Genomic DNA, 17136 nt, shown 5'->3' with positions numbered 1-17136 from the left:
CCTGCGTGGATCAAGAAGACCGGATCGCCCTGTTCCTCGACTACGAGAACCTGGCGCTGGGTGCCCGCGACCATCACGGCGGTCTGCCGTTCGACTTCCGCCCCGTCGCCGACGCCCTCGCCGAGCGGGGCCGGGTGGTGGTGCGCCGCGCGTACGCCGACTGGTCGTACTTCGACGAGGATCGCCGGATGCTCACCCGGTCGCACGTCGAGCTGATCGAGATCCCGCAGCGGATGGGTGCCTCGCGGAAGAACGCCGCCGACATCAAGATGGCCGTCGACGCGATCGAGCTGGCCTTCGAGCGCGACTACATCTCCACCTTCGTCATCTGCACCGGGGACAGCGACTTCACCCCGCTGGTGCACAAGCTGCGCGAGCTCAACAAGCGGGTCATCGGCGTCGGGGTGGAGAACTCCACGTCGGCGCTGCTACCCCCGGCCTGCGACGAGTTCCTCTTCTACGACCGGCTCGAGGGCGTCGAGATCCCGGCGCCGGCCGCCCGGCGCGGCCGTGGCGGCCGACCCTCCGGCGCCGCCGCCCCGCAGGTGGAGCAGGAGCCCGAGACGCCGCCGGTGGTCGAGGAGCCCGGCCGCGACGTCGACACGCTGGCGGTGCTGGTGGCGCAGACCGTCGCCGGCCTGCAGGGCAGCTCCAGCGGCGAGGTGACCGCCTCCGGCCTCAAGCGCACCCTGCTGCGCAAGGACCCCACCTTCACCGAGTCCGACTACGGCTTCCGCACCTTCGGCGAACTGCTGCGCTACCTCGCCGGGCGGGACGTGGTCGAGCTGGCGGAGGGGCCGGCCAAGGGCGACCCGGAGGTGTCGCTGCCGGAACGCGGCGACCAGGAGGTGGCGTTCGCGCTGCTGCACTCGGTGGTGGCGGACCTGGCGGCCGACGGCGACGCGGTGGCCCTGTCCGGCCTGAAGAACCAGCTCCGCCGGGCCCGCCCCGACTTCAGCGAGAAGAAGCTCGGCTATCGCAGCTTCCTGCAGTTCTGCAAGGCCGCCGCCACCAGCGGCGCGGTGGACCTGCGGTGGAGCGCCGACGCGGAGGACTACCTGCTCACTCCGACGTCCGCCTGACCGGCGCCGGGTGGGCCGTCGACCGACCGGGGGAGGCGGCGGTCGAGCCAGTCGAGCAGGGTGTCCGCGTACTGCGGGCTGATGCTCGCCAGGTCCTCGCCCTCGTGCCGGGTGGGGAGGTGGTCGCAGCCGGCGAGCCGGCTGACGGTCACCTCGACCGTGGTGCCGGCCGCCCGCCGCCACGCGGCGACGCTCTCCTCGATCGGCACCCAGCCGTCCGTCTCGCCGAAGAACAGCAGCACCGGGCAGTTCACAAGGGCGAACACCGGCACCGGGTCGAAGTCCATGTCGCGCCAGGTGCCGGACTGCGCGGGCAGCTCCCGGGGCAGGTACGCCAGCGGGAACCACGCCCGCGCGGCGGCGGCGTCGACCGCCGCCTGCGCCGGCTCCCGGCCGGTCTCGCCCCGCAGGTAACGCTCCACCGTCCGGCGCAGCCGGTCCAGCTCGGCCACGTCGGCGGCGCCGAAGCCGTGCCGGCGCAGTTGCTCGGCCGTCCCGTACCGCATCTGCGCCGCGGGGCTGACCCCGCTGCCCGACACGAGCACCAGGAAGGCGATCTCGTGGCGGGTCGCGGTCAGGGCCGCCGCCCACGCGCCCTGGCTCACCCCCCACAGCCCCACCGGCACGTCACCGACCTGTCGCCGCAGCAGACCGACGGCGGCGGCCGCGTCGTCCGCCTGCACCGACAGGGGTACGTCGTGGCCGTCCACCCGTGGCCGCCGGTCGTAGCGGAGGACGGCGATCCCGTGGCCGGGCAGCAGCCGGGCCAGATGGTCATAGCAGAAGTACGACCGGTGCCCGGCCTCCGCCGCGTGCAGCACCACCACGCCTGCGCGCACCGGACCCACCGGCACGTCGAGCGTCGCCGGCAGGCCCAGGTCGCCGATCTGCACCTCCATCCGGAGAGTCAAGCACGGACCGTCGCCGTCGGTGGACCCGTGCCGCGGCCGGCTGCCGCCCGGCGAATCCCGCGCCGTGACCGGCCGGCCGGCTCCGGGCCGGGCGACGTGGTGGCCGGGTGGACCGGTCGACCGAGCGGCGGGCCGGAACGTCGACCGCTATGCTCACCGGGATCCGTGGAGCGCCGGGAAGTCTGGTCGGCACCGTACCCCGTCGTGCCGTCCCGGAGGTTCCCGTGCTGCTGCTCTCCTTCGCCCTCGTCCTGCTGGCGGCCGTGCTCGTCTCGGCGCTGGCCAACCGGACGATCCTCTCCACGGCGGCGCTGTTCCTGGTGGCCGGGTTCCTGCTCGGCGAGGACACCACCGGCGTGCTGCACCTGAGCGCCGGCTCCCCGATCGTGGCGCAGCTGGCGGAGCTCGCCCTCTTCGCGGTGCTCTTCACCGACGGCATGCGGGTCGGCTGGGCGGACCTGCGCAGCGCGTGGCGGCTGCCGGGCCGGGCGCTCGGCTGGGGCCTGCCGTTGACCCTGCTGGCCACCGCCCTGCTGGCCCACTACGTGGCCGGACTGGACTGGCCGGAGTCCCTGCTGATCGGGGCGATCCTCGCGCCGACCGACCCGGTCTTCGCCGCCGCCCTGGTCGGCAACGACAAGGTACCGGCCCGACTGCGGCACCTGCTCAACGTCGAGTCCGGCGTCAACGACGGTCTGGCGCTGCCGTTCGTCGTGGTGCTGCTGGCGGTCGCCGCCGGCTCCGACGACCTGCACCTGGGCGAGCTGGGGACCGAGCTGGCGGTGGGCCTGCTGATCGGTGTGCTGGTGCCGCTGGCGGCGATCGGGTTGGCGCGGACCCGCTGGTTCGCCGCCTCGGCGGCGTACGCGCCGTTGAACGGGGTGGCGATCGGGCTGCTGGTGCTGGCGCTGGGCAAGGTCACCCACGGCAACCTGTTCCTCGCCGCGTTCACCGCCGGCATCACCGTGGCCACGTTCGGGCCGCGCACCCGGGCCGCGTTCGAGCACCTGGGGGAGAACGTCGCGGAGCTGTTGAAGCTCGCCGCGCTGCTGGTCTTCGGTGCCCTGATCTCGCCTGCCTTCCTCGGGGAGATCTCCTGGACCGGCTGGGTGTTCGCGGTGCTGGCGATCGTCGTGGCCCGCCCGGTCGCGCTGTGGATCTCCTTCCTGCGTTCCGGTCTGGGCATGCGGGAGCAGGCCGCCGCGATGTGGTTCGGGCCGAAGGGCTTCGCCTCGGTGGTCTACGGCCTGCTGGTGCTGGAGTCCGGTATCGCCGCCGGGGACGAGGTGTTCCACCTGGTGGCGTTGACCATCGTCATCTCGATCCTGGCGCACTCGTCGACCGACGTCCTCGTCGCGCGGGCGTTCGACGACGCCCGCGAGACACCGGCCTGGCACGGCGCGCTGCACCGGATCAGGCGGGCCGGCCGGCCGGCGACCGTACCCCGCCCGCGGGCCGAGCGGCCGGCGGACCATGACGACGCCACGACCGGCGGCCTGGCCGGCGATGCCCCGCAAGGTCAGGCCAGCGCGAAGTAGCGCAGCCACAGGTACGGCACGGCCAGCCCGACGGTGACCAGGGTGACCACCAGGCCGTACCGGGTGAACTGCCAGAAGGTGATGCGCTGGCCGGCGCGTTCGGCGAGGCCGAGCACGACCACGTTGGCGGAGGCGCCGACGGCGGTGGCGTTGCCGCCGAGGTCGGCGCCGAGGGCGAGCGCCCACCAGAGCACCCGGGACTGGTCGGTGTCGCCCTGGGCGTGCACCAGGTCGGCGACGACCGGACTCATCGTGGCCACGTACGGGATGTTGTCCACGATCGCGGACAGCGCGGCGGAGCCCCAGAGCAGCACCATGGTCGCCGGCAGCAGCCGGCCGGCGGTGGCGTCGATCGCCGCCCGGGAGAGCTGCTCGACGACGCCGGTGTTGACCAGGGCACCGACCATGACGAACAGGCCGGCGAAGAAGACCAGGGTGGGCCACTCCACGTCGCGGCTGATCTCGCCGGCGTCGAGGCGGGACAGGGCCAGCAGCAGCAGGCCGCCGAGCAGCGCGACCACCGCCGGTTCCAGGTGCAGGGTGGTGTGCAGGACGAAGGCGGCGGTGACCGCCCCGAGCACGGCCAGGCCGAGCACCAGCAGCCGCCGGTCGCGGATCGCGTCGCCCTCGCGCAGCGCGGCGATCTGCGCGGCCCGCTGCGGGTCGTAGCGGAACGCCGACCGGAACAGCACCCGGCACAGGCCGAGGAACACGAGCAGCAGCAGCAGCACGAACGGCGCCAGGTGCACCAGGAAGTCGTTGTAGCTCAGCCCGCCCCGGCTGCCGATGATGATGTTGGGAGGGTCGCCGACCAGGGTCGACGTGCCACCGATGTTCGACGCCATCGCCTCGGCGATCAGGAACGGCACCGCCGGCACGCCGAGGCGTTCGCAGACCAGGAACGTCACCGGGGCGATGAGCAGGACGGTGGTGACGTTGTCCAGCGCCGCCGAGGCGACCGCCGTGATCACCACGAGGATCACCAGCACCCGGAACGGACGCCCCCGGGCCCGCTTCGACGCCCACACCGCGACGTACTCGAACGCCCCGGTGCGTTTCAGTACGGCGACGATGAGCATCATGCCGACCAGCAGGAAGATGACGTTCCAGTCGATGCCCGCCTCTTCCGAGAAGAACGCGTGCGCGGTGTCGGTGGCGCCGATCAGGAACATCACCGCCGCCCCGCCCAGCGCGGCGGCGACCCGGTGGATCTTCTCGGTCGCGATCAGGACGTACGCGACGGTGAAGACGGCGACCGCGGCCCAGGCGACGGCGGTCACGCGGTGCCCAGCATCCGGTCGAGCAGCGCGTCCAGGGTGATCCCGCCGATCATCGGCCCGCCCCGGTCGACCACCGCCACCAGCGGGGTGCGTCGCTGCGCCATCACCGCGGCGACCTCCAGGACCGTGGCCTGTGGTTCGACCACCGGCGGTGCGGTGTGCTCACGGGGTAGCAGGTCGGCGACCGTCCGGCCCTCGACCCCGCGCAGGAACACGTCGGCCGAGGACTCGTCGATCATCCGCGCGAGCGTCGGGTTTTCCCGGCAGTAGCCGGGGATGACCAGCCGCAGCACCTGCGTGCCCGGCAGCACGGTGACCGGACGGCCGTCGCCGTCCAGCACGATCAGGCCGGGCAGGTTGTGGCCGGCGAGCAGGCGGGCCGCCGCCAGTACGGGGGTGTCGGCGGTGATGGTGGGAAACGGGACCGCCAGGTCGCTGGCTCGCACGTCGACTCCTGGGGCTGGTCGGGACACGACTCGTCACACGCCGACCAGACTTCCCGGCACACCGGTGCCTACCCTAGCGGTCCGGGTGCCCCGCGGTGGTCGGGCCAGGCCGCGGGAATGCGTTCGAGCACGCCACCGGCGAAGACGTCGCGCAGGCCCAGCGGGGCCAGGTGGACGTACCCGATGTGGCAGTCGCAGACCGCGTTGCCGCAGGCGCGCGGCTTCAGGCCGGCCCGCCACGACCCGTCGTAGAGGTTGCCGATCGGGGTGTCGATGAAGTGGCACCGCCGGACCGTGCCGTCCCCGAGGACGGAGACGGCGGTCTCCCCGGTGTGACAGGGCTGCCCCAGCGACAGGTGCGGTCGGACGCTGTAGCCGAACAGCGGGTCGAGGCCGGTCCAGGTGTCCTCCTCCGCCGGGGTGTACCGCCGACCCTCGGCGGCATTGACCCACAGGTACACCTCCGGGGGCAGAGCGGCCCGCAGCGCCCGCGCCTCGGCCAGGTGCTCCGGCAGGCCGACCACCCCGACCGAGTACCGGACGCCCAGCTCGGACAGGCGTCCGCAGCGGCGCAGGAAGCGCTCCCGACCGACCTGGCCGGGGTGGTACGTGGTCCACAGCGCGGCGGTACGCGGATCGGCGTCGGCGAGCCACTCCACCGAGGTCGCCAGGTTGGTCTGGATCACCACCCGCGCCACGTGCGACCGGTGCGACAACGACACCATCGCCTCCCGGTACCAGCGGCGGGTCAGCCCCTCACCCCACGGCGTGAACAACACGGACAGCCGTACGTCGGTGGTGGCGGCCACCCAGTCGGTGAACCGGGACAGCGCCGCCCGGTCCGCGCGCAGCAGCTCCGGCGGATCGTGCCGCTTGGCGAACGGGCAGTACGGGCAGTCGTAGTTGCAGCTCGCCAGCGGGCCGCGGTAGAGGATCGCCAGGTTCACCGCGGCACGTACCCGCTCATCGCCGCCCGGACCTCGGGGGAGGTCAGCCACGGGCCGATCGCGTCGGACCGGGCCAGCCCGTCGGGGGTGAGCCGCAGCCCGCCCTCGCCGGCCCAGCCCCGCTCCACCAGCCGGCGCAGGTCCGGGAAGTCCTCGACGGGGGACCGGCCGAACCGGGCCCGGTAGGCGGTCGGGTCGACGCCGTCGGCGCGCAGCAGCGACTTCAACAGCCAGCGGCGGCGCTGCTCGGCGTCGTCGAGGGCGAAACCGAACTCGGCGTGCCGGAAGTCGTCGGCGGGCCGGGCCAGGTAGTCGTCGAGCACCGCCCGCACCTGGGACACCCCGACCGCGTAGTCGAACGAGTAGTGCAGGGCGGTGGTGTAGGAGCGGGCGCCGCAGCCCAGACCGACCATGCCGTCGTCCTGGCAGCAGTAGTCCGGCCCGTCCGGTACCGGCGCGTCCGCCCGCCGGAACTGCCGCATCGACTCCTGCCGGTAGCCCGCCGCGCCCAGCGTGTCGACCGCCTGCCGGTAGAGGGTGAGCCGCTGCGTGTCCCAGTCCGCCCGGCCGTGCGCGCGCCGGCCCAGGCCGGTCAGCGGTCGCACGTACAGCGGGTACAGGTACAGCTCCTCGGGCCGCCAGGCCAGCGCGGCGTCCAGACTGGCCTGCCAGGTCTCGGCCGTCTGCCCGTCGATGCCGTAGATCAGGTCCACGTTGAGCACCGGGATCCGCGCGTCCCGGATCGCCGCGAGGGCGGCCTCCACCTCGGCCCGCCGCTGCGGGCGGCCGGCGGCGCGCGCCTCGGCGTCGAGGAAACTCTGCACGCCGATGCTCACCCGGGTGGTGCCGTGCGCGGCCAGCACCGCGAGCCGGTCCGGCGTCGCCGTGGCCGGCGACGTCTCCACCGACAGGGGTACGCCGGGCAGCCGGGCCCCCGTCGCGGTGGCGACGTCGAACAGCTCGGTCAGCTCGTCGGCGGTCAGGTAGGTGGGGGTGCCGCCGCCGAACGCGGCGCGGGCGTACCCGGCGTCGGCGCCGAGCGCGTCGGCGACCCGGCCGGCCTGCCGGCGCAGCTGCCGCAGATAGGCGGTGACCTGCTCTTCGGGTGCGTTGGCCCGGGTGAACAGGTTGCAGAAGCCGCACCGCATCTCGCAGAACGGCACGTGCAGATAGAGGAAGAGCGCCGCGCGCGGCTCCGCGTGCCACACGTCGGCCAGCAACGGCCGGGGCCGCAGCGCCCGGTACGAAGTCTTGTGCGGGTACGCGTACAGGTACTGCTGGTACGGCGAGCCGTCGAGGCCCGCTCCGGTGCCGGTCACCATTCCCCCGGCTCCAGCGTGAAGTGGGCGTACGGGACGGTCCACACCACGTCGTGGCCGACCCGGTGGCCGGTGTGGCCGTCCTCGCCGTACGCCGTGCCGTGGTCCGAGCAGACGATCGTGAACACCGGCCGCCCCCGCCCGGTGACCAGGGCGAACAACCGCCCGAGCCGACCGTCCACGTATTCCAGGGCGGCGGCGTGGCTGGCCGGTCCGTCGTCCCGCGCACCGGGCAGGTAGTGCCGGTTGGGCTGGTGCAGTGCGGCGACGTTGAGGAAGGTGAACAGACCCCGGTCCGCCGGCACCCGGGGCAGCACCTCGGCCAGCCGGTCCAGCTGCGCGTCCACACAGCCCGGTGCGGTCACCCCGAACCCCGGCTCCCAGTACGCCTCGGCGAAGAGCCCGGGCAGCACCGAACCGAGTGCGCCGCGCCGGTTGAAGAAGCCCACCCCACCCAGGCAGAGCGTGTGGTAGCCGACCTCGGCGAGCGCGGTCGGCAGGTCCGCCGCGTCGAACACCCAGGTGTCCGCGCCGGCCGTCTCGCTGCCCGGGAACGCCGCCGCGTACAGCCGCTCGTGCCGACCCGGCGCCACCGGCGTGGGCAGGAAACCGGCGAAGAAGGCGTGGTGGGCGGCGTAGGTGAAGCTGGCGGGGGAGTGCCGTCGCTCCCACCGGCCGCCGGGCAGCACCCGCGCCAACGTCGGGGTACGACCCGCCGCGGCCAGCTCGGCGGCCACGTCGTGGCGCAGCGTGTCGAGGGTGACCAGGAGCAGGTCGTGGCTGCCGATCAGGTGCCGCACGCGAGCGCCACCCGTCCCGCCGACGTGCCCGCCGGCGCCACCTCCGCCCGCCACCGGTCCCAGCGACCGCTGGTCAGGGCGTGCACCTGCTCGGCGTAGGTGTCCCGGCCGTCGGCCAGCACGCCGGGCAACAGGTCACCGAAGGCGTTCACCTCGGCCACCGCGTGCCGCCGCCAGCCGAGCAGGAACATCAGGTCGACGCCGACGTGCAGCGAGCGGGGGAAGCACGCGGCGGCCCGGACGCAGGTCTCCATGGCCGCCGACCATGCCTCCGGCCCGGCGGCGGCCCGCAGCGCAGCCAGGTCCCCGCGCGCGTTGCCCAGGTGCAGGTTGGTCAGCGGGCCCCGGGCCGCCCGCACCACCGCGTGGGTGGGTCGCCCGGCGACCACCACCACCCGCAGGTCGACCACCCGGTCGCCCAGCCCGGCCTTGGGCAACCAACGCTCCACGTGCAGCCCGTCCGGCGCGAGCCGGTCGACGATAGCGGCCACCTCGGCCTCGTCGGCGTAGTCCCGCAGCCGCAGCGAGTTGAACATCCCGTCGGGCGTGGTCTCGATCGTGGTCACCGCCCGCACCCGCGACCGGGTGACCGCGAGCGCCAGCACCCCGGCGGCCGACGAGCCGTGGGCGGGCTTGACGAAGACCCGGCTCCAGCCGGCCGCCGCCATCTCCGCCCGCAGCTGCGCGTAGCTCCGCACCGGCGGCAGCGCCTCCGGCACCGGCACCCCGACCGCCGACAGCGCCGCGTGGCAGCGACGCTTGTCGCAGAGCACGGCGATGTCCGCCGGGTCGTTGAGCATCGCCGCCCACCGGCCGCGAGCCGCGCCATGCCGTCCACCAGACCGGTGTACGCGGCGGCCAGGCCGACCAGCTCCCCGTCCCGGGCCGGCGCGGCGGCCCCGCGCAGCAGCCGGTCCACCTCGGGGTCCTCTCCGGGCGAGTCCACCCGCACCGGTCCCGCACCGGACGGCGGCCCGGCCACCCCGGTCAGCACGTCGAGCCAGGGCAGCACGTCCGGCGGCGGCAGGCCGGCGGCCCGCACCGCGCGGGTGAACAGGGCGACCCGCCGGTTGGCGGGGTTGCCGACGACGGTCAGTCGCATGTCACTCCGCCACCGCCGTGTAGCGGTACGGCTTGCCGTCGTACTCGTCCGCCTCCTGCGGGTCGGACACGTCGACCCGGACGCCCGGCAGCGCGTCGACCAGCCTCGCCGCCATCTCCTCGGACAGGTAGTGGTGATGCAGGTCCAGCCGGGTCAGGTGGGTCAGCGGCTGCCCCGCCAGCAGCGCCGCGCCGCCGGCGTCGGTGAGCGTCCCCATCGACAGGTCCAGCACCGCCAGCCGGGGTACGACCGGGGCGGCGGCCACCGCGGCGGCGACCTCGTCGGCGATCTCCGCATTGGCCAGCGCGAGGTGCCGCAACGCCGGCTGGCCGGCCCCGGAGAGGACCGCCGCCAGGTCGTCGACGCCGGCGTCACCGCCGTACTCGGACGTGCCCAGCCAGAGGTCCAGCCGCTCCAGGGCGGGCAGGTCGCTCTCGCCGACCGCCCGCACCACCGCGGCCGGCAGCCCGCCGGCCTCGAAGCGCAGCTCCCGCAGGCCGGGGTGACGGACCGGCTCCAGTCGCAGGCCCTGGCCGCCGCGCACCCACAGCACCCCCAGTGTCGGGCAGGCGGCCAGCAGCGGCGTGATGTCCGGGAGGGTGAGCCAGGAGATCTCGCACTGCTCGGCCACCAGGTCGGCCAGGAACACGCCCCGCAGGCCCGTCCACTCCGGCGCCGCCTCGACCAGCAGCTCCACCGGCAGCGCCCGCTCGTACGCCGAACCCCACTCGCCGATCACCAGCGCCCGGACCGCCTCGGCGGGCACCTCGGCGCGCAGCGCCGCCACCAGGCCGGCGAACTCCTCGGGGTCGGCCTCGAAGTCCTCCACCTCCAGCCGCCAGGCCACCGCCGAGGGATCGTCGGGCAGGGCCATTCCCGGTGTGAACGGCAGCACCGGCAACCCGGCGAACGACGACACGTGCGAGTTGATCACGCCTACCTCCGGTCGGACTGGTGCAGCGGCGGCGCGACGGTAACAGGCCCGACCGACACCGTGACCGGAGCCGGTCCACCCACTGCCGGCCGCCCAGCTCAGCACCCCGGCCCGGACTCCGCGGCGACCCAGGTGCCGCGCGGCACGTCCAACGTCAGCCGGTACGGCAGCAGCTCCGGCACGGGATCGCCCAGCCGCCATGAGCGGTCCCTCACCGCCAGGCTGACCGTGACCCCGGTGGGGGAGGTCCGGGCAACACTGCCCAGCCAGTGGTCGCTGCGGGCCAGCAGGCCCGTCACCAGGTCCGCCGGTGGCTCGACCACCGTGACGGTCCCGACGTGCTCGTCCTCGGCGAGCAGGACGGCTCCCGCCTTGAGTGCCAGCAGCCGGGTCAGCACCCGCAGCGGGGCGGTGGGGTCCGTCGTCTCCAGGTGGACGTAGCAGTCGTCGTGACCGCTGTAGTAGAGCGTCGCGCCGGGGACCGCCGGCACCATGGCTGTCGTCAGGTCCTGGCTGTTGACCGCCAGCGCCACCTCGTCCGCCGTGCCCGGCGAGAGCGGGCCGGGCGCATCCAGGATCTCGATGTCATAGCTGCTCCAGCCGGCGAGCAGTCGGTCCAGCTCCGCCCAGGGCAGCACGAGCAGGTCGTCGGACCAGTAGCGCGACGCGGCCCAGCGGATGTCGTACGCCACCGCGTCCACCCCCTGCTCGCGGGCGATCCGGCTCAACGGCCACTGCTGAAGGTCGTCGTCGAGGAAGCTGTTGGTGCCCACGTTCAGCACGACGGCGTACGCCTGCCCGAGCGCCGCCAGCACATCGGACAGTTCGGTGGCCCCGGCGGCTGTGGCCGCGATCGTGCGCAGCTCGCCGGCGGTGGTGAGGCTGAACGTCAGCGGGAAGGGATCGCACCGGACACCCAGCGCGTTGACGTGGAACGCCGCCGACCGGTCGATCCGTACCGACCGCCTGTTCTGCTCGCTCATGGCCGCAGCCTGCCACGGGGACCGGGGTCGGCTCGCCGCGCGGCCGAGCTGCCGGAGTTCCGCGCCGCAGCGGCTCGTTCTTCGCGGGCGGCACGTGTGACGCGCGACGCGGCCTGCCGGTTTGACGATCAAACCCGCAGACGCGTAACTTTCTCTCTGCCAGCGCGGAACGGGGCAAACAGGACGAAGGTCCTGGAGCACCGGAACCGGGGTGGCACCGGGTCGGCCCGGGGGTTCGCTCCTGACCGACGCGGTCCGGGCGGGGCCCGACGGATCTGCCGGGAGGCGGATTTGGCGGAGCGGAACCGACCGGGTAAGGTCTTCGACCGGCAGGGAAACGGACGAGCTCGCGGGAGACCGCAGGGCGGCCGGCCTGCCGGAAGCCACGAGGGAGAGCGGCGGGAGCCGGTCGAATTGTGGTGCCTGGAATTGGGTGGAAGTGGTGCGGATCGCTGCAGAGCGGTTTGACTCGGCGGAAACCTCCGGGTAACGTAGTAAAAGTGCCCGCCGCGAGAGCGGCGGACGCGGATGGACGAAATGCCCCGGGTGTTGGGCTCCACGGTGTGGGGTTCGCGGCGGTGTGTGGTTGTTCTTTGAGAACTCAACAGGGTGCTTGATAAGCCAGTGCCAATTGTTTTATACCCCGCACTGGTCAGGCTTTGGTCTGGCTGGTGGGGATTCCTTTGGCAACACTTTTGTTGTCGGGACAGTTTTTCAACAAGTTTTTGTTGGAGAGTTTGATCCTGGCTCAGGACGAACGCTGGCGGCGTGCTTAACACATGCAAGTCGAGCGGAAAGGCCCTTCGGGGTACTCGAGCGGCGAACGGGTGAGTAACACGTGAGCAACCTGCCCTAGGCTTTGGGATAACCCTCGGAAACGGGGGCTAATACCGAATACGACCTTTGGACGCATGTCTTTTGGTGGAAAGTTTTTCGGCCTGGGATGGGCTCGCGGCCTATCAGCTTGTTGGTGGGGTGATGGCCTACCAAGGCGACGACGGGTAGCCGGCCTGAGAGGGCGACCGGCCACACTGGGACTGAGACACGGCCCAGACTCCTACGGGAGGCAGCAGTGGGGAATATTGCACAATGGGCGGAAGCCTGATGCAGCGACGCCGCGTGAGGGATGACGGCCTTCGGGTTGTAAACCTCTTTCAGCAGGGACGAAGCGTAAGTGACGGTACCTGCAGAAGAAGCGCCGGCCAACTACGTGCCAGCAGCCGCGGTAAGACGTAGGGCGCGAGCGTTGTCCGGATTTATTGGGCGTAAAGAGCTCGTAGGCGGCTTGTCGCGTCGACTGTGAAAACCCGCGGCTCAACCGCGGGCCTGCAGTCGATACGGGCAGGCTAGAGTTCGGTAGGGGAGACTGGAATTCCTGGTGTAGCGGTGAAATGCGCAGATATCAGGAGGAACACCGGTGGCGAAGGCGGGTCTCTGGGCCGATACTGACGCTGAGGAGCGAAAGCGTGGGGAGCGAACAGGATTAGATACCCTGGTAGTCCACGCTGTAAACGTTGGGCGCTAGGTGTGGGGGGCCTCTCCGGTTCCCTGTGCCGCAGCTAACGCATTAAGCGCCCCGCCTGGGGAGTACGGCCGCAAGGCTAAAACTCAAAGGAATTGACGGGGGCCCGCACAAGCGGCGGAGCATGCGGATTAATTCGATGCAACGCGAAGAACCTTACCTGGGTTTGACATGGCCGCAAAACCTCCAGAGATGGGGGGTCCTTCGGGGGCGGTCACAGGTGGTGCATGGCTGTCGTCAGCTCGTGTCGTGAGATGTTGGGTTAAGTCCCGCAACGAGCGCAACCCTCGTTCGATGTTGCCAGCGCGTTATGGCGGGGACTCATCGAAGACTGCCGGGGTCAACTCGGAGGAAGGTGGGGATGACGTCAAGTCATCATGCCCCTTATGTCCAGGGCTTCACGCATGCTACAATGGCCGGTACAATGGGCTGCGATACCGTGAGGTGGAGCGAATCCCAAAAAGCCGGTCTCAGTTCGGATCGGGGTCTGCAACTCGACCCCGTGAAGTCGGAGTCGCTAGTAATCGCAGATCAGCAACGCTGCGGTGAATACGTTCCCGGGCCTTGTACACACCGCCCGTCACGTCACGAAAGTCGGCAACACCCGAAGCCGGTGGCCCAACCCTTGTGGAGGGAGCCGTCGAAGGTGGGGCTGGCGATTGGGACGAAGTCGTAACAAGGTAGCCGTACCGGAAGGTGCGGCTGGATCACCTCCTTTCTAAGGAGCACCATCCGTCGAAAGACGGCATGGAGCCCGCACCGTCCGAATGCGATGGTGGGGTGCTCGAATGGCGGAGACACTGGTCAGTCAGGCGCCGGCAACGGCCGGGACTTCCTAGTACAGCTGCTCTTCGGGGTGGTGGGAACGGGTTGGTCCTGGTGCGGCTGGTGACTGGCGTAGAGCACCCTGTTGGGTCCTGAAAGAACAACTTTTGGTTGTTTCTTTCGGAGACTGCTGCGGAGCCCGATGGTGGGTTTCGGGAGTCTGCCAGGCATGGCCTGGTTTCTCATACCGCCGGCGGTGACGTCGGGCTGGTGGGAGACTGTCGGGTTGTGGGTTGGTCGTTTGTTGAGAATTGCACAGTGGACGCGAGCATCTTTGTGGTCAAGTTGTCAAGGGCGAACGGTGGATGCCTTGGCACCAGGAGCCGATGAAGGACGTGGGAGGCCGCGATAGGCCTGGGGGAGCTGTCAACCAAGCTGTGATCCCAGGGTGTCCGAATGGGGGAACCCGGCACCAGTCATGTGGTGTCACCTGCACCTGAACACATAGGGTGTATGGGGGGAACGCGGGGAAGTGAAACATCTCAGTACCCGTAGGAAGAGAAAACAAATAGTGATTCCGTGAGTAGTGGCGAGCGAAAGCGGATTGAGGCTAAACCGGCTGCGTGTGATACCTGTCAGGGGTTGCGTGGTCGGGGTTGTGGGACCCTGCGAAACGAGCTGACACTCGTTTGAGGAGTTACAAAGTCAGTGGCTAGCGGAACAGTCTGGAATGGCTGACCGTAGACGGTGAGAGTCCGGTACGTGAAAGTTGCTGATCTTCTGTGGGTGTTCCCGAGTAGCGGCGGACCCCTGAAATCTGCCGTGAATCTGCCAGGACCACCTGGTAAGCCTAAATACTTCCTGGTGACCGATAGCGGACGAGTACCGTGAGGGAATGGTGAAAAGTACCCCGGGAGGGGAGTGAAATAGTACCTGAAACCGTTCGCCTACAATCCGTCGGAGCCTTGCGGGGTGACGGCGTGCCTTTTGAAGAATGAGCCTGCGAGTTAGTGGCATGTGGCGAGGTTAACCCGTGTGGGGGAGCCGTAGCGAAAGCGAGTCTGAATAGGGCGCTCTGTAGTCGCATGCTCTAGACCCGAAGCGGAGTGATCTAGCCATGGGCAGGCTGAAGCGCGGGTAAGACCGCGTGGAGGGCCGAACCCACCAACGTTGAAAAGTTGGGGGATGACCTGTGGTTAGGGGTGAAAGGCCAATCAAACTCCGTGATAGCTGGTTCTCCCCGAAATGCATTTAGGTGCAGCGTCGCGTGTTTCTTGCCGGAGGTAGAGCACTGGATGGTCTAGGGGGCCCACAAGCTTACCGAAATCAGCCAAACTCCGAATGCCGGTAAGTGAGAGCGCGGCAGTGAGACTGCGGGGGATAAGCTTCGTAGTCGAGAGGGAAACAGCCCAGATCACCAGCTAAGGCCCCTAAGCGTGTGCTAAGTGGAAAAGGATGTGGGGTCGCATAGACAACCAGGAGGTTGGCTTAGAAGCAGCCACCCTTTAAAGAGTGCGTAATAGCTCACTGGTCAAGTGGTTCCGCGCCGACAATGTAGCGGGGCTCAAGCACACCGCCGAAGCTGTGGCATTCACATTTCAACCTCGCGGCGCCTTGATGTGCCGTGCAGGTGTGTGGATGGGTAGGGGAGCGTCGTGCCGGGGGTGAAGCAACGGGGTGACCTAGTTGTGGACGCGGCACGAGTGAGAATGCAGGCATGAGTAGCGAAAGAAGGGTGAGAAACCCTTCCGCCGGATGACCAAGGGTTCCAGGGCCAGGCTAATCCGCCCTGGGTGAGTCGGGACCTAAGGCGAGGCCGAGAGGCGTAGTCGATGGACAACGGGTTGATATTCCCGTACCCGCGAAAGAGCGTCCCTGATGAACCTCGTTGTGCTAACCACCCGAACCGCCGGCGGTCTTCGGACCAAAGGTGGGGAGCGTGGGAACCTGGCGGGTAGTAGTCAAGCGATGGGGTGACGCAGGAAGGTAGCTGAGCCCGGCCGGTGGTTGTGCCGGGGTAAGCGTGTAGGCCGTACCGTAGGCAAATCCGCGGTGCATGTAGGCTGAGACGTGATGCCGAGCCGATTCAGGTGAAGTCAGTGATCCTATGCTGCCGAGAAAAGCCTCTAGCGAGTTCTTAGCGGCCCGTACCCCAAACCGACACAGGTGGTCAGGTAGAGAATACCGAGGCGATCGGGCGAACTGTGGTTAAGGAACTCGGCAAATTGCCCCCGTAACTTAGGGAGAAGGGGGGCCGGAGACGTGAAGCCCCGCGCGGGTGGAGCGTTGTATGGCCGCAGAGAGCAGGGGGAAGCGACTGTTTACTAAAAACACAGGTCCATGCGAAGAAGTAATTCGATGTATATGGACTGACGCCTGCCCGGTGCTGGAACGTTAAGGGGACCTGTTAGCTCTCACGAGCGAAGCGGAGAACTTAAGCGCCAGTAAACGGCGGTGGTAACTATAACCATCCTAAGGTAGCGAAATTCCTTGTCGGGTAAGTTCCGACCTGCACGAATGGCGTAACGACTTCCCCACTGTCTCAACCACAGGCCCGGCGAAATTGCATTACGAGTAAAGATGCTCGTTACGCGCGGCAGGACGGAAAGACCCCGGGACCTTTACTATAGCTTGACATTGGTATCCGAATTAGCTTGTGTAGGATAGGTGGGAGCCGGTGAAGTCCATACGCCAGTATGGGTGGAGGCAATCTTGAAATACCACTCTGGTTGATTTGGGTATCTAACTTCGGACCGTTATCCGGTTCAGGGACAGTGTCTGGTGGGTAGTTTAACTGGGGCGGTTGCCTCCTAAAGGGTAACGGAGGCGCCCAAAGGTTCCCTCAGCCTGGTTGGCAATCAGGTGTTGAGTGCAAGTACACAAGGGAGCTTGACTGTGAGACTGACAGGTCGAGCAGGGACGAAAGTCGGGACTAGTGATCCGGCACTTGCGAGTGGAAGCGGTGTCGCTCAACGGATAAAAGGTACCCCGGGGATAACAGGCTGATCTTCCCCAAGAGTCCATATCGACGGGATGGTTTGGCACCTCGATGTCGGCTCGTCGCATCCTGGGGCTGTAGCAGGTCCCAAGGGTTGGGCTGTTCGCCCATTAAAGCGGTACGCGAGCTGGGTTTAGAACGTCGTGAGACAGTTCGGTCCCTATCCGCCGTGCGCGTAGGATACTTGAGAAGGGCTGTCCCTAGTACGAGAGGACCGGGACGGACGAACCTCTGGTGTGCCAGTTGTCCCGCCAGGGGCACGGCTGGTTAGCTACGTTCGGAAGGGATAACCGCTGAAAGCATCTAAGCGGGAAGCTCGCTTCAAGATGAGGTATCCCACCCACTTTGGTGGGGTAAGGCCCCCAGCTAGACGACTGGGTTGATAGGCCGGAAATGTAAGCCCGGTAACGGGTTCAGTTGACCGGTACTAATAGGCCGAGGACTTGACTACGAAGCTGCTACGCGTCCACTGTGCAACTCTGAACGAGCGAACACCCGTGAGTTAGCCC

11 protein-coding genes and 2 rRNA genes are annotated in these 17136 nt (G+C 69.1%); 4 read left to right on the top strand and 9 right to left on the bottom strand.

Features of this window, described 5'->3' with window-relative positions:
- Nucleotides 1-5 precede the first annotated feature (5 nt).
- Complete coding sequence (locus MRQ36_RS31980) at nt 6-1082, top strand: PIN domain-containing protein (protein ID WP_242800535.1); 1077 nt, start codon at nt 6-8, stop codon at nt 1080-1082.
- Here MRQ36_RS31980 and MRQ36_RS31975 read toward each other — a convergent pair.
- A complete protein-coding gene (locus tag MRQ36_RS31975) occupies nt 1055-1993 on the bottom strand; it encodes a S9 family peptidase (protein ID WP_242800533.1) in 939 nt (312 codons plus the stop codon). The two genes, MRQ36_RS31980 and MRQ36_RS31975, sit on opposite strands and share 28 nt — an antisense overlap.
- 224 nt (nt 1994-2217) lie before the next feature.
- On the opposite strand from MRQ36_RS31975, the gene MRQ36_RS31970 reads away from it, so the two are divergent.
- Nucleotides 2218-3531 (top strand): sodium:proton antiporter, encoded by a 1314-nt coding sequence (locus MRQ36_RS31970; RefSeq protein WP_242800531.1) that lies wholly within the window; start codon nt 2218-2220, stop codon nt 3529-3531.
- On the opposite strand, the gene MRQ36_RS31965 is transcribed toward MRQ36_RS31970, so the two are convergent.
- From MRQ36_RS31965 to MRQ36_RS31930, 8 genes are all read right to left on the bottom strand, one after another.
- Complete coding sequence (locus MRQ36_RS31965; protein ID WP_242800529.1) at nt 3513-4811, bottom strand: SLC13 family permease; 1299 nt, start codon at nt 4809-4811, stop codon at nt 3513-3515. The two genes, MRQ36_RS31970 and MRQ36_RS31965, sit on opposite strands and share 19 nt — an antisense overlap.
- On the bottom strand, nt 4808-5257 hold the full coding sequence (locus MRQ36_RS31960; RefSeq protein ID WP_242800527.1) for a CBS domain-containing protein: 450 nt from the start codon (nt 5255-5257) through the stop codon (nt 4808-4810). The genes MRQ36_RS31965 and MRQ36_RS31960 overlap by 4 nt, the downstream gene beginning before the upstream one ends.
- Before the next feature lie 68 nt (nt 5258-5325).
- Nucleotides 5326-6204, bottom strand: coding sequence for an STM4011 family radical SAM protein (locus MRQ36_RS31955; RefSeq protein WP_242800525.1), 879 nt, complete (start codon nt 6202-6204; stop codon nt 5326-5328).
- Nucleotides 6201-7526, bottom strand: a complete 1326-nt coding sequence (locus MRQ36_RS31950) for an STM4012 family radical SAM protein (RefSeq protein WP_242800523.1) — start codon at nt 7524-7526, stop codon at nt 6201-6203. The genes MRQ36_RS31955 and MRQ36_RS31950 overlap by 4 nt, the downstream gene beginning before the upstream one ends.
- Entirely contained in the window at nt 7520-8323 is an 804-nt protein-coding gene (locus tag MRQ36_RS31945; RefSeq protein ID WP_242800521.1) for an STM4013/SEN3800 family hydrolase, read from the bottom strand. The genes MRQ36_RS31950 and MRQ36_RS31945 overlap by 7 nt, the downstream gene beginning before the upstream one ends.
- Nucleotides 8311-9123 (bottom strand): STM4014 family protein, encoded by an 813-nt coding sequence (locus MRQ36_RS31940; protein ID WP_242800519.1) that lies wholly within the window; start codon nt 9121-9123, stop codon nt 8311-8313. Before MRQ36_RS31940 ends, MRQ36_RS31945 begins: the two co-directional genes overlap by 13 nt.
- A 303-nt stretch (nt 9124-9426) precedes the next feature.
- A complete protein-coding gene (locus tag MRQ36_RS31935; protein WP_242800517.1) occupies nt 9427-10359 on the bottom strand; it encodes an STM4015 family protein in 933 nt (310 codons plus the stop codon).
- 98 nt (nt 10360-10457) lie between these two features.
- Entirely contained in the window at nt 10458-11342 is an 885-nt protein-coding gene (locus MRQ36_RS31930; RefSeq protein WP_242800515.1) for a hypothetical protein, read from the bottom strand.
- A 725-nt stretch (nt 11343-12067) separates the two neighbouring features.
- Here MRQ36_RS31930 and MRQ36_RS31925 point away from each other — a divergent pair.
- Nucleotides 12068-13582: ribosomal RNA gene (locus MRQ36_RS31925) — 16S ribosomal RNA — on the top strand.
- Between the two features lie 385 nt (nt 13583-13967).
- Nucleotides 13968-17078 (top strand): 23S ribosomal RNA (locus MRQ36_RS31920).
- Together the 16S and 23S rRNA genes form the textbook arrangement of a ribosomal RNA operon.
- The last annotated feature ends 58 nt before the right edge of the window (nt 17079-17136 follow it).

It is taken from the genome of Micromonospora sp. R77 (assembly GCF_022747945.1).
Lineage (GTDB): Bacteria > Actinomycetota > Actinomycetes > Mycobacteriales > Micromonosporaceae > Micromonospora.
The sequence above is the reverse complement of the archived record's forward strand: the minus strand, read 5'-3'. Positions and strand labels throughout refer to the sequence as shown.